The organism is Pseudomonas sp. 10B238 (genome assembly GCF_000970615.1).
Lineage (GTDB): Bacteria > Pseudomonadota > Gammaproteobacteria > Pseudomonadales > Pseudomonadaceae > Stutzerimonas.
The window spans coordinates 17,533-38,181 of the sequence record NZ_KQ033932.1; the positions used below are offsets into that span (position 1 = coordinate 17,533).

Annotated in this window: 17 protein-coding genes; 8 read left to right on the plus strand and 9 right to left on the minus strand. The window is 63.3% G+C overall.

The window, feature by feature from the left end; all coding sequences use genetic code 11:
• The first annotated feature begins 121 nt into the window (after positions 1–121).
• Positions 122–1,030 carry a LysR family transcriptional regulator gene (locus RT21_RS10170; protein ID WP_046162669.1) on the plus strand — a complete coding sequence of 303 codons (909 nt, stop codon included), beginning with the start codon at positions 122–124 and terminating at the stop codon, positions 1,028–1,030.
• A gap of 55 nt (positions 1,031–1,085) precedes the next feature.
• Here RT21_RS10170 and RT21_RS10175 read toward each other — a convergent pair whose 3' ends face one another.
• Positions 1,086–2,006: an AraC family transcriptional regulator gene (locus RT21_RS10175; RefSeq protein ID WP_046162670.1), complete on the minus strand. Its 921-nt coding sequence runs from the start codon at positions 2,004–2,006 to the stop codon at positions 1,086–1,088.
• Positions 2,007–2,213: 207 nt separating this feature from the next.
• Here RT21_RS10175 and RT21_RS10180 point away from each other — a divergent pair, with 207 nt between their 5' ends.
• The gene (locus RT21_RS10180; protein WP_046162671.1) at positions 2,214–4,526 is read left to right on the plus strand and encodes a putative bifunctional diguanylate cyclase/phosphodiesterase; all 2,313 of its coding nucleotides are present in this window, start codon (positions 2,214–2,216) and stop codon (positions 4,524–4,526) included.
• A 79-nt stretch (positions 4,527–4,605) separates the two neighbouring features.
• On the opposite strand, the gene RT21_RS10185 is transcribed toward RT21_RS10180, so the two are convergent.
• The 3 genes from RT21_RS10185 to RT21_RS10195 all read right to left on the minus strand — a co-directional run bounded on the left by RT21_RS10185 (position 4,606) and on the right by RT21_RS10195 (position 7,198).
• Positions 4,606–5,058, minus strand: a complete 453-nt coding sequence (locus tag RT21_RS10185) for a PA2169 family four-helix-bundle protein (protein WP_046162672.1) — start codon at positions 5,056–5,058, stop codon at positions 4,606–4,608.
• Between the two features lie 116 nt (positions 5,059–5,174).
• Positions 5,175–6,530 carry a heavy metal sensor histidine kinase gene (locus tag RT21_RS10190; protein ID WP_046162673.1) on the minus strand — a complete coding sequence of 452 codons (1,356 nt, stop codon included), beginning with the start codon at positions 6,528–6,530 and terminating at the stop codon, positions 5,175–5,177.
• Complete coding sequence (locus RT21_RS10195) at positions 6,527–7,198, minus strand: heavy metal response regulator transcription factor (RefSeq protein WP_046162674.1); 672 nt, start codon at positions 7,196–7,198, stop codon at positions 6,527–6,529. The genes RT21_RS10190 and RT21_RS10195 overlap by 4 nt, the downstream gene beginning before the upstream one ends.
• 146 nt (positions 7,199–7,344) lie before the next feature.
• Here RT21_RS10195 and RT21_RS10200 point away from each other — a divergent pair, with 146 nt between their 5' ends.
• Together RT21_RS10200 and uraH are read left to right on the plus strand one after the other, a co-directional pair.
• Positions 7,345–7,839 carry a GlcG/HbpS family heme-binding protein gene (locus RT21_RS10200; RefSeq protein WP_046162675.1) on the plus strand — a complete coding sequence of 165 codons (495 nt, stop codon included), beginning with the start codon at positions 7,345–7,347 and terminating at the stop codon, positions 7,837–7,839.
• A gap of 14 nt (positions 7,840–7,853) precedes the next feature.
• Entirely contained in the window at positions 7,854–8,264 is a 411-nt protein-coding gene (gene uraH, locus RT21_RS10205; protein ID WP_046162676.1) for a hydroxyisourate hydrolase, read from the plus strand.
• Between the two features lie 63 nt (positions 8,265–8,327).
• Here the strand turns inward: uraH and RT21_RS10210 are convergent, their stop codons facing one another.
• Entirely contained in the window at positions 8,328–9,581 is a 1,254-nt protein-coding gene (locus RT21_RS10210; protein ID WP_046162677.1) for a sensor domain-containing phosphodiesterase, read from the minus strand.
• 557 nt (positions 9,582–10,138) lie between these two features.
• On the opposite strand from RT21_RS10210, the gene RT21_RS10215 reads away from it, so the two are divergent.
• From RT21_RS10215 to RT21_RS10225, 3 genes are read left to right on the plus strand one after another with little or no spacing between them, the layout of a single operon-like run.
• Positions 10,139–11,716, plus strand: coding sequence for an MFS transporter (locus RT21_RS10215; protein ID WP_046162678.1), 1,578 nt, complete (start codon positions 10,139–10,141; stop codon positions 11,714–11,716).
• On the plus strand, positions 11,713–12,897 hold the full coding sequence (locus tag RT21_RS10220) for an HlyD family secretion protein (protein ID WP_046162679.1): 1,185 nt from the start codon (positions 11,713–11,715) through the stop codon (positions 12,895–12,897). Before RT21_RS10215 ends, RT21_RS10220 begins: the two co-directional genes overlap by 4 nt.
• Positions 12,894–14,297, plus strand: a complete 1,404-nt coding sequence (locus RT21_RS10225; RefSeq protein ID WP_177327080.1) for an efflux transporter outer membrane subunit — start codon at positions 12,894–12,896, stop codon at positions 14,295–14,297. The genes RT21_RS10220 and RT21_RS10225 overlap by 4 nt, the downstream gene beginning before the upstream one ends.
• On the opposite strand, the gene RT21_RS10230 is transcribed toward RT21_RS10225, so the two are convergent.
• The 4 genes from RT21_RS10230 to RT21_RS10245 form a co-directional block, all read right to left on the minus strand.
• On the minus strand, positions 14,285–15,676 hold the full coding sequence (locus RT21_RS10230; RefSeq protein WP_336511876.1) for a PepSY-associated TM helix domain-containing protein: 1,392 nt from the start codon (positions 15,674–15,676) through the stop codon (positions 14,285–14,287). The genes RT21_RS10225 and RT21_RS10230 overlap by 13 nt on opposite strands.
• Before the next feature lie 230 nt (positions 15,677–15,906).
• A complete protein-coding gene (locus RT21_RS10235) occupies positions 15,907–16,293 on the minus strand; it encodes a DUF2946 domain-containing protein (protein ID WP_046162681.1) in 387 nt (128 codons plus the stop codon).
• 61 nt (positions 16,294–16,354) lie between these two features.
• A complete protein-coding gene (xth, locus tag RT21_RS10240) occupies positions 16,355–17,200 on the minus strand; it encodes an exodeoxyribonuclease III (protein WP_046162682.1) in 846 nt (281 codons plus the stop codon).
• A gap of 300 nt (positions 17,201–17,500) precedes the next feature.
• A complete protein-coding gene (locus RT21_RS10245) occupies positions 17,501–18,409 on the minus strand; it encodes a LysR family transcriptional regulator (protein ID WP_045429228.1) in 909 nt (302 codons plus the stop codon).
• A gap of 255 nt (positions 18,410–18,664) precedes the next feature.
• Here RT21_RS10245 and gcl point away from each other — a divergent pair, with 255 nt between their 5' ends.
• Complete coding sequence (gene gcl / locus RT21_RS10250) at positions 18,665–20,446, plus strand: glyoxylate carboligase (protein WP_046162851.1); 1,782 nt, start codon at positions 18,665–18,667, stop codon at positions 20,444–20,446.
• Positions 20,447–20,649: the final 203 nt, after the last annotated feature.

A 20,649-nucleotide genomic window follows, 5' to 3' on the forward strand; every position in this document is an offset into this window, starting at 1 on the left:
CGACAGCGCCGCGTCTTTTCGTATCGAGCATTCTCCTGGGGTATGGCTTTCCTGATTAGCTAATGAATGCTTAAAGCCGCTATAAGCGCCGCTAATCAGTTATCTATGCCAAGCTAGGCCCATGGTCAGACGCAACCTCAACGATCTCCTCTCATTCGTCACCGTCGCACGTGAAGGCAGCTTCACCCGCGCAGCGGCGCAACTGGGCGTTTCGCAATCGGCGCTAAGCCAGGCGGTCAGCGGGTTGGAGAAGCGCCTCGAAATCCGCTTGCTCACTCGGACGACACGCAGCGTCTCGCCCACCCCGGCCGGTGAAAGGCTGCTGCGCGCCATCGGACACCGCTTCGATGAAATTGAGGCCGAGCTGGACGTGCTGACGGACCTGCGCGAGAAACCGGCGGGCACGGTGCGCATCACCTGTGGCGACCACGTGCTGCGAACCCTGTTGCTGCCAAAAATCACGCCACTGCTCAAAGCCTTCCCCGACATCAACGTCGAGTTCGACGTCAACTACGGCTTTCGCGACATCGTGGCCGATCGCTTCGATGCCGGTGTGCGCCTGGGCGATACCATCGACAAAGACATGATTGCCATGCCGATCGGCCCGGCGCTGCGGATGGCCGCGGTGGCATCGCCGACATACTTTGCGCAGCACACCAAGCCGACCACACCGCAGGACCTGACCGGACACCGCTGCATCAACATGCGCTTTCCGACCCATGGTGGGCTATACGCCTGGGAGTTCGAACAAGGCGAGCAGGCTCTTAACGTGCGCGTTGAGGGCCAGGTCGTGCTGAACAGCACGCCGCATATCGTGCTTGCGGCTCTGGACGGGCTGGGCATCGCCTTCCTGCCGGAAGACGAGTTCGCCCCGCATATTGAGGAAGGCCGCTTGGTGCGGGTGCTGGACGACTGGTGCGCGCCGTTCGATGGCTACTACCTGTACTACCCGAGCCGCAAGCAACCCTCGCCCGCATTCACCCTGGTGCTCGACGCGCTGCGTCTCGCAGCGACTCAGAACCACGGCTGACGGCAGGCGACCCCACCGGCGCTATACAGGCACTGCATCGGTCCCCTGAGCGAGATCAGGCCATGCTGCGCAGGCGGGCCAGGTCCTTGACCGGGGAGGCGCCGAACAAGCGGCTGTATTCCCGGCTGAATTGCGAGGGGCTTTCATAGCCCACCCGGTAACCCGCCGCCGACACTTCCAACCCTTCGGCCACCAACAACCGGCGGGCTTCCTGCAGGCGAAGCTGCTTCTGATACTGCAACGGACTCATGGCCGTCAGTGCCTTGAATCGATGATGCAGGCTGGAGCTGCTGAGATTGACCCGTCGCGCTAACTCATCGATGCGCAGCGGCTCGACGTAGTTGCGATTGAGCCACTCGATCGCATCGTTGACCCGGTGCGACTGACTGCCTTGCAGCGCCACCGCCTGAAGGTGGTGTCCCTGCGGCCCGCAGAGCAGTCGGTAGAAAATCTCCCGCACTGCCAATGGTGCGAGGACCGGGATGTCCTTTGGGTTGTTTAGCAGGCGCACCAGCCGCAGGGTGGCGTCCAGCAGCGGCGCGTCGATACGGTCCAGATAGAGGCCACGCCCCGCGGTATCTTCCGGCGCTGGCGCCGGGTTGGCGTCGGCAACCAGCCCGGCAATCAGTGATGGGTCGATGTCCAGCCGAATGCAGATGTAAGGCTCATCGCTGGACGCCCGGATCACGCAGCCGGCAACAGGCAGCGTCACCGACACCACCAAATAATGTAGCGGGTCGTAGCGATACAGCTCATCAGCCAGGCGCACTTCTTTGCCGCCCTGAACGATGACGCACAACGCCGGCTTGTGCAGGCCATAAGTCATCTCGCCAGGCGTTGCGCAGCGGATCAGATGCAGCGGCTCGATGGCGGTCGGGTGCATGCCGTCGCCGCTGACGGCGCCTTCGACCAGCCGCGCCAGCTCGGCGCGCTGTGCGCTGGTCTCGTCACTCGATGGGGAGATGAAGGAATTCATGAGCAGCGGGTTCCGGAAAACGGATGAAACAGCTTAGCAGTTCGTTTGATTTTGCCTGAGTGATGGGACCTTTGTGTGCAGAACCGTTCGAGTGCCGGCGATTCGCGGCGAAGCACCCGCAGCCAGCCAATGTGCGCCTCGAATGCTGTCATCGCTATGACATAACGTGATGATACTTTGCCATCACTACGCATTGAGTGCCCCGCCGTGATTCGACGGTTCCTGTCCTCCCCCACGTTTCCTCAGGCGCTGTTGCTATCGCTCTGTATCGCCACGCTGGCATTCCTGTGGGGATCGTATTGGCACCACGGACAGACGTCGCGAAGGGCGGCGTTGCAAGCCAAGGCCGCCGAGCATCTCAGCCTGGCCCGTAGTGCCGTGGAGAACCTGCAACAACGCGTCGACCGGGTGCGGGTCATCGGTCACCTGATGTTGAGCGACGGCTTCAGCTCCGACGATCAAAGCCTCGCTCGCATGCTTGCCGAGGACCCTACCCTCAAACGCTTGAGCCTCTACGATCTGGACGGGCGACTGCTCAAGGCCACCACGCCTGACACTCAGCCACTGCCAGAACAATGGCTCGCGGAATTCCACGCCCATATTGCGCAACAGGGTAACAAGCCCTTCCTGCCACGACCCATGGCGTCGCTGCAGGCCGCAGAGCCTGCAAGCTGGCAGTTACCTTTTCTGATACCGCTGACCAGCCCCGACTCGATTGAGTTGAAGCGCATCCTGTTGGTTCAGCTGGACGTCAGCCCACTCACCGTTCTGCTCAATCACGCCGACCTGGGCGCTACCGGGCTGGTGCGATTGCTGGACAGGGCTGACGAGGGACGGCTCCACTTCACAAACGGTGGGATGACTGCCGCAGGCAAACGCCTCAGACCCGGTCTGCCAACGGCTGCGGATGCCGGCATGACCACCCAATACAGCACCGATCAGGAATATCAGAGCCTTTACAGCCGCGCTCGCGACAGCGGCTTCAGCGTGGTCGTCAGCCAGCAGGTTGGCGAAATCCTCGCGGCCCACCAGCGCAGTTTCAGCCGTCAGTTGTGGATGAATCTGGGCATGACGTTGCTCATCCTCGGCGGAATGATCTGGGCGATGCGGCTGTTGCAGAGGCGCCACGAGGCATTCTGCGCGCTGGAGCAGGCCCATCGGATCGACCAAGAGCGGATCAGTCGTCTGGAGGACGAACATCGGCGCAGCACCCATGCAGCCGCTACCGACCACCTGAGCGGCCTGCACAATCGCCGGCAGTTCCTGGATACCTGCGCCGAAACCCTGGCTCGCCAGCGCAACCTGCGTCGTTTGATGGCAATACTCTTCATCGACATGGATCGCTTCAAATCGATCAACGATTCGCTGGGGCACAAGGTCGGGGATTTGCTACTGCAGGCCGTGGCGGGACGGATCAGCCGCGCGCTGGAACCCGGCGATCAAGCGGCGCGCTTCGGCGGTGATGAATTCGTCGTGCTGCTTGCGGGCGACCGAAGTGAAGAGCAGATCGACACCTGGGTCCGCGATCTGGTGAACAAGCTCACCGCCGTCTATGCCCTCGATGAACATGAGGTCAACACCAGCCCGAGCATCGGTGTCAGCATCTGTCCCCGTGATGGTCAGGAGGTCGACGGTTTGATTCGCTGCGCTGACGCGGCAATGTATTCGGCCAAGCAGTCCGGTCGCGGCCAGTATCGGTTCTTCGACCCCTCCCTGAACCTCACGGATATCAATGAATTCTCGCTGGAGCAGTCGCTGGTTGCCGCGTTGAGCGAGCGGCAATTCATCCTGCACTACCAGCCACAAATCCGGTTGGATTCGATGCAGGTCTCTGGTTATGAAGCACTGGTGCGCTGGGAGCACCCGCAATTCGGCCTGCTCTACCCGGATCGCTTCATTTCGCTGGCAGAGCGCAGTGGGTTCATCGTCGCGCTCGGCTGGGAAGTGATACGTCTCGCGCTGGAGGAACTGAAAGGTTGGAGCGCTCAAGGCCGATCCTCGCGACTCGCCGTCAACGTATCGGCCATACAGCTGCGTCAAGCCGATTTCAGCGAACGTTTGCTCAGCGAGCTGGCGCAGCGCGGCATCGAAGCCTGGCAGTTCGAGCTGGAGATTACCGAAACGGTCGTACTCGATGATGAAGGCATGGCCGTCGAGCATCTCGAACGGCTGCGTGTGGCAGGGCTGAACATCAGTCTCGATGACTTCGGCAGAGGCTATGCGGGCTTCGCCCACCTGCACTCGATGCCGCTCAATACGCTGAAGATAGACCGGGCGTTGATCGCCCCACTGTCGAACAGCTATGACGACAACCCCATCGTCTCGTCCACCATCACGCTGGCGAAGCGCCTGGGTTTGACGGTGGTGGCCGAGGGCGTGGAAACGCGGGATCAGCTCGTCTACCTGAAGCTGGCGGGCTGCGACATCGCGCAGGGCTATCATTTCAGCCGCCCCATGTCAGCCGAACAGCTCTATCAATACGCTCCGTTCACCAGAACGGCGGAACCCGTCTGTGGATGACGCAGCAGCCCGCATCACGGGTCCAGCATTGACAAAAAAACGCCGGCCCTGAGGCCGGCGTTTTCGCAACATCGATCGATCAGCTACGGGCGCGCTCGGCGTCGCGCAGTGCCTTGACCTCATCATGGTTGCGCTGCACGCCCTGCAGCTGACGCTCGACTACTGAACGGACATCCATTGGCAGGTCCTTCTCGAGCGCTTTGCGGTAGCTCTTGAGGGCAACGTCTTCGCCACGCTCGCACTCGTTGAGGATGGACTCGTCATCCTTGCCGGTGACCTTGGTCTTCAGGTCGACCCAGCGACGGTGCATATCACCGGCAGTGCTGGTGGAGGTTTCCGGATCGCCACCCATGGTGCGTACTAATTGCTGCAGCTCAGCGGCTGCCGTGGCGCAATCCTGGGCACGTTGATTCATGGTGGTCTTCAGCTGCGGATTCTTCAGGTCATCAGCGCATTCGCGGAAGCCCTTCTCACCGTCTTTGCTGGTTTCGATGAGATCGTTGAGTACGGAAATGGTGTCTTTGTTATCCATTGAGAAAGTCTCCTACGGGCTTGGATGAACGGCCGGAAAGAACACGGCCAACCTGTTAAGTCGACTGTGCCGTTTCGATAAAGGTTCAGCTCGTCTGCCCGGTGGGACCGCAACGTTCAGCGAGGAAAGGACAGGCTGAAGCAGGTAACCGATGCGTCACTGGTCACCCGCACTTCACCGCCATGCAGCTGCATGATCGAGCGCACGATTGCCAGCCCCAGCCCGCCAGAGTCGCCCGGTTGGGCACGTGACGGATCGCAGCGATAGAAGCGGTCGAACAGCCGCGGCAGGTGTTCGGCTGCAATCGGCTCGCCGCTGTTTTCGACAGTGATCACCACGTTGTCAGCGGTATGCTCGCAGCCCACGCGGACCTCCGTTCCCGTCGCGCCATAGCGCAGCGCATTGGCGATGAGGTTAGCCAGCGCCCTGCGCAGCAGATCCGGATCGGCGTGCAGGCTGCCGCTCGCCTCGTTCACTACCCGCATCTGGTGCTCTTCGGCAACGCCCTCGAAATAATCACCGAGCTGTTCCACCGTTTCGGTCAGGTCGATGTCCTGCCGGTGAATTGCAGCGTCGACCTGCTCGGTGCGGGCTAAAAACAACATGTTGTTGATCATTCTGGCCAGACGCTCGTATTCCTCCTGATTGGAAGCCAGCAGGCTCTGGTAATCCTCCAGCGAACGCACCCGCCGCAAGGTTTGCTGGGTCTGGCCCATCAGGTTGCTGAGCGGAGTGCGCATCTCGTGCGCCAGGTCTTCGGAAAACCGCGACAGCTGGGCAAAACCGGCCTCCAGTCGCGCGAGCATCTGGTTCAGTGCCTCGCTCAAGGCCCGCAACTCGCTCAGCTCGGCACTGTCCTCGATGCGCAGATGCAGATGCTGGACGTCGATCGCCAGCGCACGGCGGGTCAGCTGACGAACCGGCCGCAGTCCTCGTTCGCTCACCAGCCAGCCCAGCAGAAACGCCAGTAGCGCACCGGTGGCCAGGGCCAGCCAGAGTTTCAGACGGTACGCGGCAAGCATCTGCTCACGCTCGCCCAACAATTTGCCGGCGATCAGCGTCAGGCCGCCACGTGGTCGTTCGATCTGTATCCAGGCCAACCGCGCCTGATCACCCAGATCCTCCAGCCGCGGGTTATCCGCCGGCGGCAATTGCGGGATCGCAAACTGAACGGGATTGATCTCGATCAGCGGCGCCCCACTCTCCCCCAGCACCCAAAGCAGACTGTCGCGATTGCCGAGCATGTTGGCGTAGAGCTGAGGTCGCTCGCGCAGCACCTCGATGCTGTCACTGTCATCGAGCAAGGCCGCCATGCGCTCCAGCCGCCCGAGCAGCGCCTGGTCGTCGCGCCAGGCGATCTCGCGCTCCAGTGATTGATAGAGATAGAAGCCAATCGCACCCAGCAGCGCCGTGCTGACCAGCGCAAACATCAGGGCCAGACGCAGGCTCAGCGAGCGTGGCAGCAGCTTCATTCCGGCACTTCCAACAGGTAGCCCATGCCGCGCACGGTGTGAATCAGCTTGGGCTGATACGGGTCGTCCACCTTCGCCCGCAGCCGGCGTATCGCGACGTCGACGACATTGGTGTCGCTGTCGAAATTCATCTGCCAGACCTGCGAGGCGATCTGCGCCCGCGACAGCACTTCGCCTTCACGGCTCAGCAGCAGATGCAGCAGGGCGAATTCCTTGTTGGTCAGCGTCAGCCGCTCCCCCTGACGCGTCACCCGACGGCGCAGCAGGTCCAGCTCCAGATCGGCGACCTTGAACTGCTCGACTTCGCGCGGCGGCCCGCGGCGCAGCAAGGTGCGAACCCGCGCCAGCAGCTCGGCGTAGGAAAACGGCTTGACCAGATAATCGTCAGCGCCCAGCTCAAGGCCTTTGACCCGGTCCTCCACCGCATCACGCGCGGTAAGAAAAAGCACCGGCGTCTGCGCCTTGCGCCGCACGATCTGCAGCAGCTGCCAGCCGTCGATGCCCGGCAACATAACGTCAAGGATGATCAGGTCGAACTCGCTTTCCTGAATCAGGTGCTGGCCGTCCAGGCCGTTGACCGCGACCTCCACCAGATAGCCCGACTCGCTCAACCCCTTGCGCAGGTAATCGGCCGTCTTGAATTCGTCTTCCACTACCAGTATGCGCATCTGCTTCCTCCGGGCGAGGCGCATAGGCTAGGCGCCCGCGAGCGTTTATCCCATTACAAATACGTAATGCGCAGGCAATGGGTTTGACGGGGCCACCAGCACAGGATGGCCCCACCTGCTCCACGGAGCCCATTGAGGAGATACCGATGCGCATTGTTCCCCTGTCGCTGCTCGGCCTGGCGCTTGCCGGTGCCCAGGCCATGGCCGCCACGCCGCAACCTGTCAGCCAGCAGAACGTCTCGCTGCAACTGGCCAACGCCCTGCTCGACTCGGCCATGGCTGCCTGCCATGCCGAGGGCCGTACCGCCGCGATGGCAGTGGTCGATCGCGGCGGCAACCTGATCGCACTGCAGCGTGACGACAACGTCGGCCCGCACAACACCATCGCTGCACAGCGCAAGGCCTACACCGCGTTGTCCAGCAAGACGCCGACCCGCCTGTTCGGCGAGCGCGCCCGCAGCAACCCGGACGCAGCCAACCTCAACACCCTCGATGAATTGTTGCTGCTCGGCGGCGGCGTTCCGCTACGGGTCGGCGACGAGGTAATCGGCGCCATTGGCGTGGCCGGTGCCGGCGGCGCCGAGACCGACGAGGCCTGCGCCACTCAGGCAATCGCAAAACTGCTTCCTTCCAACCGTTAACCGGAGATCAATCCATGACCAACCTGAAAACCCTTTGCGCCAGCCTTGTCTTTGCCAGCCTTTCCAGCCTTGCCATGGCCGCCGACAACCCGCTCAGCGTGCACGTGCTGAACCTCAACGATGGCCTGCCCTCGCCTGATGTGAAAGTCACCCTGGAAAAGCAGAACGGTAAGCAGTGGACTGCCTTGAACGACGGCGTGACCAACCAGCAAGGCCGCATCACCGCGCTGTATCCGCAAGACAAGGCACTGGAAAAAGGCACCTACCGCGTCACCTTCAAGACCGGCGACTGGTTCGAGGCGCACGACACGGCGAGTTTCTTCCCGGAGGTTCCGGTGATTTTCGAAGTGGACGGCACTGTGCCGCACTACCACATCCCGCTGCTACTCAGCCCATACGGCTTCTCGACCTATCGAGGCAACTGAGCCATCAGCAAGGGCCGACTGACAGGTAACCCGACGGGTTGCACCTGTCAGTCGCGGCCTCGTCTAGGTCTGCTGGCTGCCACCCAGCGGCCCAGGGCGGCCCAGCAAATAGCCCTGCGCCTTGGTCACCTGAAGCTCACGGAGGATCTCCAGTTCGGCCTCTGTCTCGACGCATTCGGCGACGATCTTGCAGTCGGTCTCCTGACCGAAGCGGATCAATGCCGACGCCAGCGCCCGGCAGTCGCGGTTGCTGTCGATGTTGCGGATCAGGCTACCGTCGAGTTTGATCACGTCTGGCTTGAGTTTGAGGATGTGGCGAAAACTCGCATAGCCGGCACCTGCATCATCCACCGCCAGCAGCAGGCCCTGCGCGCGCATGGGTTCGAGCGCTTCGGCGATCAGGTCATAGTCGCGTACTGACGCGTGCTCGGTGACCTCGAGCATCAGCCTATCCAGCGGCTGGCCGTCCAACAGGGTTCCGAGTGCCCCGGCGAGGATGGTTTCCGGCGAGACGTTCAACGACAGGTAGCGGTCCTGGCGAATGCCACTCAGGCCTTTCAGGGCTTCCTGGACGAGCGCCATTTCCAGTTCGCATTGCAGACCGACCTGCTCGGCCTCACCGAACCAGAGATCCGGGGTACGTTGTGGTTCGCCGGAGAATCGCGCCAGCGCTTCGTAGCCCACCACGTCGTTCTGCCTCACATCCACGATCGGCTGATACACGACGTTGTACGCCTGTTCACTCAGCACGCTATTGATGCGCGCGAGCCGCTCCTCCTGTTCGCGCTGCTCCTTGGCCTGGGTCTCGAGCAACCGGCCGGCGAAATCGGCGAACAACCGCAGGGTATCCAGATCACGTTCGTTCAAGGTGCCGTCAGGCTTGGAACTGAAGCAGCAGAAGGTGCCGTACAAGCGACCATCGCTGAAACGGATCGGCACGCTGATATAGGCGCCGATCGACAATATCTCGGTGATGGGCAGCGCCACCGCTTCGGGCAGTTTGCTGGTGTCGGGGATCAGCTGCGGCAGCCGGCCGTCCACCACCCGCTGGCAGTAGCTGTCTGAAAGGGGATCGGAGCCGCCCACACATATCGGCGGCGGATCGCTACAGCCGCTTACATGGCGGAACACGCGAAAGCCCTGCACCATCTCGGCGACGAACGCGACATCCATGCCCAAGTGCGAACGCACTGAGCGCAACGCTTCGCAGAGCATGTCGCCTACCGTATGGCCCGCTGTTTCCAGGTCCCGCAGCATCGCTGCCGGGTCGCCGCCTCGCTCGAAGGCCTCGGGTCCCAACCGAACGTTCTGCAGCATTCACACCTCCGGTGAAATAGCCGTTTCGTTTCGACGGCTCGGGTTGACGGTCCTTATCCAGCGGCGAGCACAAATGCGCCCAGCTGAATCGTTGGAACCTTTAGTTCAGTGTTGTTGGTTTCTGGCGACTCGCCTGAGTTTTCCGGATGATCGGTGCCCCGCTGCGTGCCTCAAACGTCGATTAGCCTGGTGCTGAACGTCCTGAACCGGTCTGGGCTGCATCCTGGCGGCTCCATCGATTGGCTGAATAGCTGTTGATCACAGGCAGCCACGCCTTAGCAGCCCGCAGCCGCCAAACTCGAAGAAACCCACAAACATAGCCAAGTTGCCGTCCCCGTTCGTTCATGTAACGGACCAGCTGCACGGCCGTCGCCGAGAGCAGCGGCACCATGCTTTGCCAAGTGTGACCAATCATTTCACGCTAATGGTTGTCCCAACGGAGTAGCCGCCGCCCCGATGCGGCGCTCCGATCAGTTGAAACCGCCCTTCGAGCCTTGCCTACGATGCCGCAATACCTCGCCCCCGTTCCTCGCTGGGAACCCGAAGAACGCCCCTCAATGCCGGGCTCGCCGGCGATCCTGCTGCATCCCATGCCGCTGCGCATCGCCTATGCCTGTGTTGCCGTACTGGTCGGCATCACCGGCGGGCTGGGCAACGCCCTGTTCATCGCCAACCTGCCGAGCATTCAGGGCGATCTGGGCCTGACGCCGTCGCAGGCGGCCTGGCTTCCGGCAGCGTATTTCATGGTCAGCGTGTCGGCCAACCTGCTGATGATCAAATTTCGCCAGCAATACGGCCTGCGCCGCTTTGCCGAAATTGGCCTGACGCTCTACGCATTGCTGAGCATCGCGCATGTTTTCGTCGAAGGCTTTGAGATGGCCGTGTTCGTCCGCGCAGCCAGTGGCCTGGCCGCTGCGACCACCTCCTCCCTGGGCCTGTTCTACATGCTGCAGGCGTTTCGCAAGGTCGATCTGCCCAAGGCGGTGATCCTCGGCTTCGGCATTTCCCAGCTGGGCACACCCCTGGCCTGGCTGATGTCCCCTGCGCTGCTGGTGATGGGCGAATGGCATCGCCTGTATGTGTTCGAAAGCGGCCTGGCGCTCTGCTCGCTGGCCGCCGTGGTGGTGCTCAAGCTACCGCTGGGCGAGCGCATCAAGGTGTTCGAACCGCTGGATTTCCTCACCTTCGCCCTGTTGGCTCCCGCGCTGGCGTTGATCGCGGCGGTGCTGGCCCAGGGTCGCATCCTCTGGTGGACGGAGGAGCCCTGGTTGGGCTACGCCCTGATTGCCGCGCTGCTGCTGTTCTGCGCTGCCTTCATGATCGAGCATCACCGGCGCAACCCGTTGCTGCACACACGCTGGCTGGGCACTGCCGAGATGCTGCGCTTCGCCTTCGGCGCGCTGGCGTTGCGGCTGCTGCTCTCCGAACAGACCTACGGCGCGGTGGGCCTGCTGCAAACCCTCGGCATGGGCACCGAACAGCTGCAGCCGTTGTACGCGGTGATCCTGCTGGGCCTGGTCATGGGCATTGCCGGCAGCGCGATGACCTTCAGCCCGACCCGGGCCTTTCCGCAGATTCTGTTGTCGATCGTGCTGATTGCCATCGCCAGCTTTCTCGACATCGATGCCACCAACATGACCCGTCCCCATGACATGTTTCTCAGCCAGGGCCTGCTGGCCTTCGCCAGTGGCATGTTCCTCGGCCCGCTGCTGATCACCGGTATCGGCCGGGCGCTGCGTAACGGGCCGAACTATCTGGTGACGTTCATCGTCTTGTTCACCATGACCCAGAGCCTCGGCGGCCTGGCCGCGCCAGCGCTGTTCGGTACCTATCAGGTGATGCGTGAGAAGTACCATTCCAGCCACCTCACCGAACAGGTGGTGGCCGGCGACCCGCGGGTTGCCGGACGTTTGCAGGCCCAGAGCCAGGCGCTGATACCGCGCCAGAACGACCCTCGACTTCGCCAGGCACTGAGCGCAGCGCAGCTGAGTCAAGCGGCCACGCGAGAAGCCAACGTGCTGGCCTTCAATGATGTATTCCGGCTGATCGGCATGCTTTCCATCGGCGTGTTCGGCTGGACGCTCTATCGCACCCTGCGCATTGCGCAGCAGAACAGGAATTCCGCCTCTCCATGAGCGAACGCACCCAACCCGAGGAACAGCAAACCCTGCAGCCAGCCCAACCCACGCAGCCCTCTGCGGCGGCCACCGACGCGGGACCGACCCCGGACGATCCGCCGAAAACCATCAAACCGAGCCGCCGTTCGGTGATCCTGATGGTGCTGGTAGCGCTCATCGGCGTCCTGGCGATCCTTTATGCCTGGCAGCTGTGGCCGTTCATCGGCCGCGTGGCGGTCACCGAGAATGCCTATGTGCGCGGGCAGATCACCGTGCTGGCCCCGCAGGTCAGCGGCTATGTCACCGAGGTGCTGGTGCAGGACTTCGAAGAGGTCGAGCAAGGCCAGCCATTGGTGCGCATCGATGATCGTCAGTATCGCCAGCTGGTTGAACAGCGCAGGGCCGAGCTTGCAGCGCGCCGCTTCGAGCTTGAGAACCTGGCGCAGACCCTGGCCTCCAACCGGGCGACGCTGGCCGCCCGCCGCGCCGAACTGGCCGCTGCCGAAGCGGAGCTGAAACGGGGCCTGGCGGATGAGAAACGTGTCAACGAGCTGGCCGAACGGGGTTCGGTCTCGATCCGCGAGCGCGATCAGATCCGTGCAACCGCACGCGCCGACTCGGCCCAGGTGCAACAGGCGCGGGCGGCTATCGACATCGCCGAACAAACGCTGAAGGCCAGCGAAGTCTCACGCGGCGGGTTGCAGGCACAGGTAGAAATCGCAGAATCGGCGCTCAAGCGCGCGCAGATCGATCTGGACAATACGGTAATCGACGCACCGCGCGACGGGCAGGTCAGCGAGGTCACGGTGCGCCAGGGCCAATACGTGACGGCCGGCTCGCAGCTGCTGTACCTGGTGCCGGAGCAGCTCTGGGTAATCGCCAACTACAAGGAGACCCAGACGTTCGCCATGCGTCCCGGCCAGCCGGTCGAGATTGAAGTCGATGCATTGGACGGCGCGCGGCTCCGCGGCCATGTCCAGCGCCTGGCCCCTGCCACCGGTTCGGAATTCAGTGTGCTACGCCCGGACAACGCCACCGGCAACTTCACCAAAGTGGTTCAGCGCGTGCCAGTACGCATCTCCATCGCCCCGGATCAGCCGCTTGCCAAGCGGCTGCGCCCCGGTCTGTCGGTGGTGACTCATGTGGATACCGGCGCCACAGCGGCAGCGGAGCGATCCACCGCGGACAGTACGCAATGAGCGGCCTGGTCCACGCCCTGCGCCGGCTGATGCCAGGTCTGCTGCTGGTTACGCTGGCCGGCTGCATGCCGCCTCGGCAGCCGCTTCCGCCTGAAGCCGCGTTCACCCTACCGGCAGACTGGCGGGAACCGGGATTGAACACGGCCGACGTGTCCGCGATCTGGTGGCAGGCGTTCGGTGATCGTCAGCTGACGGCGCTGGTCGAGGCGGCATTGGCGCATAACACCGAGGTGCTGAGCGCCGCCTCTCGCGTGGAACAGGCACGTGAACAGATCCAGCTGTCGCGGGCCGCGCTGCTGCCATCGCTCGACGCGGCGCTGGGAGCGCAACGCACCCGCGAACTCAGCGTACTGGGCATGACCCATACCACGGCCGTGCAGCCGGCGTTGCAGGTGTCCTATGAGGTCGACCTCTGGGGACGGCTACGGCGCTTGAAAGAAGCGGCGCAACTTGAATATCGCGCGACCGAAGCCGAGCGCGACGCCGTCAGGTTGGCAGTGGCAAGCACCACCGCCCGAGCGTATGTGTCGCTGCTGTCGTTGGACCGCCAGTTGTACGTCACACGTGAAACCGTCGATTCACGCCGAGAGGCGCTGCGCGTCGCTGAGGACCGCGCAGCCCTCGGCTACACCTCGCAGCTTGAGCTGACCCAGGCGCAATCGGAATACGAAGCCGCCGCCGAATTACTGCCGCAGCTGCAGCAGGCCATCCGGGAGCAGGAAAATGCCCTGCGCCTGCTCACCGGCCGCTTCCCAGGGGACGTGGAGCGCGGCGCCGGGCTGCTGGCCATCGAGCCGCCTCAGGTGCCGGGCGTGCTGGCTTCGGAGCTGCTGCGCCGCCGCCCGGACATCCAGCAGGCCGAGCTGCTGCTCGCGGCCAGCAGCCTGAATCTGCAGGCCCAGCGTGACCGATTCCTGCCGCAGGTACAGCTGTCTGCCAGTCTCGGTCGGCTATTCGTCAACTCACTCGATTACGACCCGGTGCGTGTCTGGGATCTCGGCGCCAGCGTGCTCGCCCCGATATTCGATGCTGGCCGCCTGGAGGCAGGCGTGAACATCGCGGTCGCCCAGCGCAACCAGGCGGCCTTCGCCTACCGCGCCGCGGCGCTGGACGCCTTCAGGGAAGTGGAAAACAGCCTTTCGGCGGTCAGTAATCTGCGCCAGCAGCTCGCGCGCGTCGCGGCTCGCCGCGCCGTACTCGAGCGCTCCCTGACCTACGCTGAGGACCGCTACCGCGCGGGCTATTCGTCCTACCTGGAGACCCTCGATGCCCAGCGCAACCTGTTCAATACCGAACTGGCGGCCGTACAGCTGCGCGAGAGCCGGCTCAATGCGCTGATCAGCCTGTATCAGGTGCTTGGGGGTGGGTGGCAGCGGACTGTTCCGGCTCACCCCGGCTGACGTACACGGCCATGACGCGCCCTCGCCAGCGCATCGAGCAGCGCTTCGACAATAAGGAATATCAACAGACTGGCACCCAGAACCGGCAGGCAGATGCCAAACAGCAGCGCAACCACCAGCGTTGTACCCAAGGCCCGTGGCGACAACGCGCCCAATGCCTGTAACACGCTGACTCGCCGCGCCGCTGCGCGTCGTCGCCACCACATCAGGTAACCCAAGGCCACCAGGGTCGCCAGGCCAAGCGCGGTCACTGCCAGCAGCAGCTGATTGGCCAGCCCGAACAGCGAGCCCATATGCGCATCGATGCCCCAGCGCGTCAGCTTCGCTGCAATCGGGAAGGTCGCGAAATCGGTGCGATCGGTGATGCTCAGCGTGCGCGGGTCGACGGCCACGGCATCGACCTGAGTGGGCCAGCTGCGGTCGATCTCGGTCACCGTCCAGGCACGATTCGGCCCGGCGGCGGGCATGATTTCGACCTTGCTGGCGTCTATCCCGCTCTCTCGCGCGGCGCTGAGCACCGCATCGAACATCATTGGATCAGCCGACCCGGCATGCGGCATTGCCATACCGGTGTGATGGTCATGCTCGCCTGCCGGCGCAGCCACCTCTCCATCCAGCGCAGTGGACACGCTCGGCGTCGACATGCCCAACGCCGCCCGCGCGACGCCGATGTTGTCACCGGCCCAGCGCGACCAGGTCAGGCCGGTCGCAGAGAAGAACAGCAGCCCGATCAGCAGGAACAGCCCCAGCGTGGCGTGCCAGCGCCTCAACCCCTTCGAGAGCGCCGCACCCGGCGTGCGTTGACTCCGGATGTACCACAACGCAAAGCCACCCACCGCCGCGACCCACAGCCAGGAAGCGGCCAGTTCGCTGTATATCCGTCCCGGTTCGCCGAGCAGCAGGCTGCGGTGGAATTGATCGAGCCAGGTGCGCAGCGGCAAAACACCGCTGGTGCCATAGACCAACAGATCACCGCGGACCTCGGCAGTGACCGGATCGATGAACACCGCTCGGCTCTCCGACTCGCCGGGCGCCGGTGTCCTGAACATCACACGTGTAGTGCTTCCGGGCCCTGATGCCGGGCGAACCGCCGAGAGCGTCGCCGCTTCGCCGACATGGGCCTGGGCCACCTCGATCTGCCGAGCCAGGGACTGCGGCGTGCCGGTGCTGCCGGTGTACAGCTGCTCGGCGTAGAGCCGGTCTTCCAGTTGCGGTGTCAGCGCATAAACCAGGCCGCTCAGCGCAGCAATGAAAATGAACGGGCCGACCAGTAGCCCGACGTAGAGATGCAGACGAATCAACAACGCCAGCAGCGGGTGCTGCGTGCGGGAAACCATGGGTGGCGCCTCGAGGCGGGCGCCAGCGGTACTTAAAGTCATGACTACTTACTCGATCGAAATTGCTGCAGCTTCTCTGTAGGAGCCAGCTTGCTGGCGATCAATGGTGCTGCAGTGGATCAGGATCGCGAGCAAGCTCGCTCCTACAAAGGCGGGACCGTATTTTTCGCGCTGCCGGCCGGGACGTAGGCCTGCAGCAAGGGCCAGCAATCAGCGGCGGCACGCGTACGCGACCACCGATGGCTACCGGACAGATCAGGGGGGGGGGTCGATCAGGCGAGCGGGGATGCGCGGGGATTCAGTGCAGGCCAACGGTAACGCGGCGGCAGCTGCGGCGCGGTTGCCGTGGGCAGGCTGCCGACCCGTACCAGATGAGGTTGATGGAGCACCGGCGAGCCGGTCGTAATCGCAGCTAGAGACGCCGATCCCGCCGCGCAGCAGCAGGGCATTCCCTGATGATGACTGGGCTTGGGCGTAGATTCATCGACGTGGGCGTGCTGGACGTGTCCGGCGTGATGCTGGCTGGCCTCGGCCATTGGGCAATGCCCGCCCGTACCGTCCATTTCTTGCATATGCGCGGCCATCAGCGGCATCGCGAACAGATGCAGCAGAACGGCAAAGGCCGCTATCCAGATAGGCGCACGACTAGGGCGACGCATGACGGGCAAGCTCCAGCAGAAGCGGAAAGCGCCAGGCGCGTTGAGCGCTGGCGCAGTGAGTTTACTTGGTTGTCTTGGCTTTGCTGCGTTTGGCTGGCTTTTCCGGCGCAGCCTTGCCGCTCACCTCGCCGTTTAACGTGACCCAGGTCGGCGCGTGGTCGCTGGCATGCTCCTGGTCACGCACCCAGCGATCGACCCCGGCATCGATTAGCCGTGGCGCCAGATCGGCGCTGAGTAGCAGGTGATCGATGCGCAGGCCGGAGTTCTTCTGCCAATGCTGGCGAAAGTAGTCCCAGAACGTATAGATGCGCTCGTCCGGATACTTGGCACGCAGTGCGTCGGTCCAACCCTGCGCCAGCAGCCGCTCGAAGCATTCGCGGCTTTCCGGCTGCAGCAGCGCGTCCTTCTTCCAGGAGCGCGGGTTGTAGATGTCTTCGTCAGTGGGCACGACGTTGTAGTCACCTGCCAGAACCACCGGGTGGCCGCTGGCGAACAACCCGGCGGCGTGCTCGATGAAGCGCTCGAACCAGCTCAGTTTGTATTCGAACTTCGGCCCCGGCTGCGGATTGCCGTTGGGCAAATAGAGACAGGCGACGATCACGCCATGGGCAGCAGCCTCGAGATAGCGGCTGTGGGTATCGTTCGGATCGCCCGGCAGGCCGCGGCGGATTTCCAGTGGGTCGTCGCCCTTGGACAAAATCGCCACGCCGTTCCAGGACTTCTGCCCGTGCCAGATGGCGCCGTAGCCGGCCGCACGGATGTCATCGATGGGGAAATCGGCGTCCTGCGCCTTCAGTTCCTGCAGGCAGACCACGTCCGGCTGTTCGCGCTCCAACCATTCCAGCAGGTTGGAACGGCGGGCACGGATGCCGTTGATGTTGAAGGTGGCGATTTTCAGGGAGTCCACGGGTAGCCTCGCGCCGAGAAATGACCCTTGCTGTGACTCGCGGCGGCGCGGCGTGGTTCGACGTGTTTGTCACGCGGTGGGCTGAAGCCCACCCTACGGATCGCAGCAACGCAAAAACCCCGCGCCAACCATAGCAGCCACACCAGTAGGGTGGGCTTTAGCCCACCAAAACATGCGGTGCCCCCGGTGGGCTGAAGCCCACCCTACAGACCAGAGCAACGCAAAACCCCGCGCCAACCAAAACACTTACACACTCGTAGGGTGGGCTTTAGCCCACCACAAGGCGCGTGAAGGTTTGACTCAACGCACCTCCCAGTAGCCAGGCGCGTTGTAGACCTGTTTCAAGTAGTCGATGAAGAAGCGGACCTTGGCCGGCAGGTAGCGCTGTTGCGGGTACACCGCCTGGATGTCATAGGCCGGCAGCGCGAACTCATCCAGCACGGTCACCAGCTCGCCGCGCTTGAGTTCGGCCTGGATTTCCCAGGTCGAGCGCCAACCGATGCCCAACCCCTGTTTGACCCAATCGAACAGAAGCTCGCCATCGTTGCAGTCGAGGTTGCCGGCCACTTTCACCGCCACTTGCTTGCCGTCACGCAGAAAAGTCCAGCCACGCTGTTGCCCGCCCTGCAGGTTGAACGCCAGGCAGTTGTGTCGTGAGAGGTCCTCCAGGGTACGCGGCACGCCCTGTCGCTCGAAGTAGTCCGGCGCGCCGCAGACCACGCGGCGGTTGGGAAACAGCTTGATGGCGACATAGTTGGGATCGGTCACCTCGCCAATGCGGATGCCCATGTCGTAACCGTGGCGCACCAGATCGACCACGCTGTCGGTGAAGTTGAATGACAGCTGCAGATCCGGGTAGCGCGCCTGGAAGGCCGGCGCGTGCGGGCCGATATGCCGCCGGCCGAACGCCGCTGGCGCCGAGACTACCAAGTGCCCACGTACCGAAGTGCGGTCGTGGCTGATGCTGGCATCGGCTTCGTCGAAATCCTTGAGCAACCCACGCGCACGTTCCAGGTATTGCTCGCCCAGGTCGGTGAGCGCCAGCCCGCGCGTGGAGCGGTGCATCAGCTTGACGCCCAGGTGTCGCTCCAGCGCATCGAGTCGGCGGCCCATCACCACCGGCGTCACGCCTTCCTTCAGCGCAGCGGCGGCAAAGCTGCCGTTTTCAGCGACCAGCACGAAGCTGTGCAGGGTTGTATAGCGATCCATTCGATACTCCTGATATCGACAGAACTGAAGTTTCGGCCAATTCCCTCATTTCGGCCAGCCCTTCATGCTTGGGCCACGTATAAAAACTATCGAAACAGAGCCGTTCACGATCTTGCGAGCTAGAGACCTGCAAGGCAAAAGCAGGCGAGGAAGCGGAGTTTGCTGTTGCAAATGAGCATTCCGAGCCTGGTTTTAACGCAGCAGGGCCGACGCGCAGCAGATCGTGAACAGGTTCTAAGCCAAGAGGAACGACAGATGGCCCGAATGAGAGCAATCGATGCCGCGGTTGCGGTATTGCGCAAGGAAGGCATCGACACCGCCTTCGGCATCCCCGGTGCCGCGATCAATCCGCTGTATTCAGCCCTGCGCGCCGACGGCAGCATCCGTCACATCCTCGCCCGCCACGTCGAAGGCGCCTCGCACATGGCTGAGGGTTACACCCGCACTAAGGCCGGCAACATCGGCGTGTGCATCGGCACCTCGGGCCCGGCCGGCACCGACATGATCACCGGGCTCTACTCCGCCTGGGCCGACTCGATCCCGATTCTCTGCATCACCGGCCAGGCGCCACGTGCGCGGCTGTACAAGGAAGACTTCCAGGCCGTGGACATCGAGTCCATCGCCAAGCCGGTCACCAAGTGGGCCGTGACCGTCCGTGAGCCAGCGCTGGTGCCGCGCGTGTTCCAACAAGCCTTCCACGTGATGCGCTCCGGTCGCCCGGGCCCGGTTTTGATCGACCTGCCCTTCGACGTGCAGATGGCCGAGATCGAATTCGACATCGAGACCTACGAGCCGCTTGCCGTCTACAAGCCAGCGGCCGCTCGCAAGCAGATCGAGAAAGCCATCGACATGCTCTGCGCTGCCGAGCGTCCGTTGATCGTGGCGGGCGGCGGTATCTACAACGCCGGGGCCGAAGCCTTGCTGGTGGAATTCGCCGAAACCGTTGGCGTGCCGGTGATCCCGACGCTGATGGGCTGGGGTTCGATCCCTGATGACCATCCGCTGATGGCCGGCATGTGCGGTTTGCAGACCAGCCACCGCTACGGCAATGCCAACATGCTGGCCTCGGACTTCGTGCTTGGCATCGGCAACCGCTGGGCCAACCGCCACACTGGCTCGGTCGACGTCTACACCAAGGACCGCACCTTCGTGCACGTGGATATCGAACCCACCCAGATCGGCCGGGTGTTTTCACCGGACTTCGGCATCACCTCCGACGCGGGCGCTGCGCTAGAGCTGTTCGTCGAGGTCGCCAAGGAGCGCAAGGCCGCAGGCAAGTTGCCGGACCACACGCCGTGGGCGGCAGACTGCCAAGAGCGCAAGCGCACCCTGCTGCGCAAGACGCACTTCGACTCGGTGCCGATGAAGCCGCAGCGCGTGTATCAGTGCATGAACAACGCCTTCGGCCGCGACGCCTGCTACGTCAGCACCATCGGCCTGTCGCAGATCGCCGCCGCGCAGTTCCTGCACGTCTACAAGCCGCGCCATTGGATCAACTGCGGCCAGGCTGGCCCGCTTGGCTGGACCATTCCGGCAGCGCTGGGCGTGGTCGCAGCGGACCCGACCCGCAAGGTGGTGGCGATCTCGGGCGACTACGACTTCCAGTTCATGATCGAGGAGTTGGCCGTGGGCGCGCAGTTCAAGCTGCCCTACATCCACATCCTGGTGAACAACGCCTACCTCGGATTGATCCGCCAGGCGCAACGCGGTTTCGAGATGGATTACTGCGTGCAGCTGGGCTTCGAGAACATCAATGCCGACCACAGCGGCATGGAAGGCTACGGCGTGGACCACATCGCCGTGGTCGAGGGGCTGGGCTGCAAAGCCATCCGCGTGTTCAAGCAAGAAGACCTGCGCCCGGCCATCGACCAGGCCCAGGCCTGGATGGCCGAGCACCAGGTGCCGGTGGTGATCGAGGTGATCCTCGAGCGGGTGACCAACATTGCCATGGGCACCGAGATCGATGCGATCAACGAATTCGAGCCGCTGGCCGAGGGCCGAGAAGACGCACCGACTGCGGTCGCGCTGCTGGATTGATGGTAGACCACCGCCCGTAGGAGCCAGCTTGCTGGCGATCCCGAGCGCCATTGCCTGCTGATCGCCAGCAAGCTGGCTCCTACGAAAAAAGCTGTAACCAAACCGTTTGGATGTCGCGAAGCGCATCCACAACGCATATCCCGACGGGATTGGAAGCGTCACGAGCGCAGGCGAGGCAAGGCGGAAGCGAACGAGAAAGCGGA

Bases quoted from the DNA above. Each gene is read 5' to 3' on its own strand.
- RT21_RS10170 (WP_046162669.1), top strand. From the start codon at position 122: ATGGTCAGACGCAACCTCAACGATCTCCTCTCATTCGTCACCGTCGCA.
- RT21_RS10175 (WP_046162670.1), bottom strand. From the start codon at position 2,006: ATGAATTCCTTCATCTCCCCATCGAGTGACGAGACCAGCGCACAGCGC.
- RT21_RS10185 (WP_046162672.1), bottom strand. From the start codon at position 5,058: ATGGATAACAAAGACACCATTTCCGTACTCAACGATCTCATCGAAACC.
- RT21_RS10190 (WP_046162673.1), bottom strand. From the start codon at position 6,530: ATGAAGCTGCTGCCACGCTCGCTGAGCCTGCGTCTGGCCCTGATGTTT.
- RT21_RS10195 (WP_046162674.1), bottom strand. From the start codon at position 7,198: ATGCGCATACTGGTAGTGGAAGACGAATTCAAGACGGCCGATTACCTG.
- RT21_RS10200 (WP_046162675.1), top strand. From the start codon at position 7,345: ATGCGCATTGTTCCCCTGTCGCTGCTCGGCCTGGCGCTTGCCGGTGCC.
- uraH (WP_046162676.1), top strand. From the start codon at position 7,854: ATGACCAACCTGAAAACCCTTTGCGCCAGCCTTGTCTTTGCCAGCCTT.
- RT21_RS10210 (WP_046162677.1), bottom strand. From the start codon at position 9,581: ATGCTGCAGAACGTTCGGTTGGGACCCGAGGCCTTCGAGCGAGGCGGC.
- RT21_RS10215 (WP_046162678.1), top strand. From the start codon at position 10,139: ATGCCGGGCTCGCCGGCGATCCTGCTGCATCCCATGCCGCTGCGCATC.
- RT21_RS10220 (WP_046162679.1), top strand. From the start codon at position 11,713: ATGAGCGAACGCACCCAACCCGAGGAACAGCAAACCCTGCAGCCAGCC.
- RT21_RS10225 (WP_177327080.1), top strand. From the start codon at position 12,894: ATGAGCGGCCTGGTCCACGCCCTGCGCCGGCTGATGCCAGGTCTGCTG.
- RT21_RS10230 (WP_336511876.1), bottom strand. From the start codon at position 15,676: ATGACTTTAAGTACCGCTGGCGCCCGCCTCGAGGCGCCACCCATGGTT.
- RT21_RS10235 (WP_046162681.1), bottom strand. From the start codon at position 16,293: ATGCGTCGCCCTAGTCGTGCGCCTATCTGGATAGCGGCCTTTGCCGTT.
- RT21_RS10245 (WP_045429228.1), bottom strand. From the start codon at position 18,409: ATGGATCGCTATACAACCCTGCACAGCTTCGTGCTGGTCGCTGAAAAC.
- gcl (WP_046162851.1), top strand. From the start codon at position 18,665: ATGGCCCGAATGAGAGCAATCGATGCCGCGGTTGCGGTATTGCGCAAG.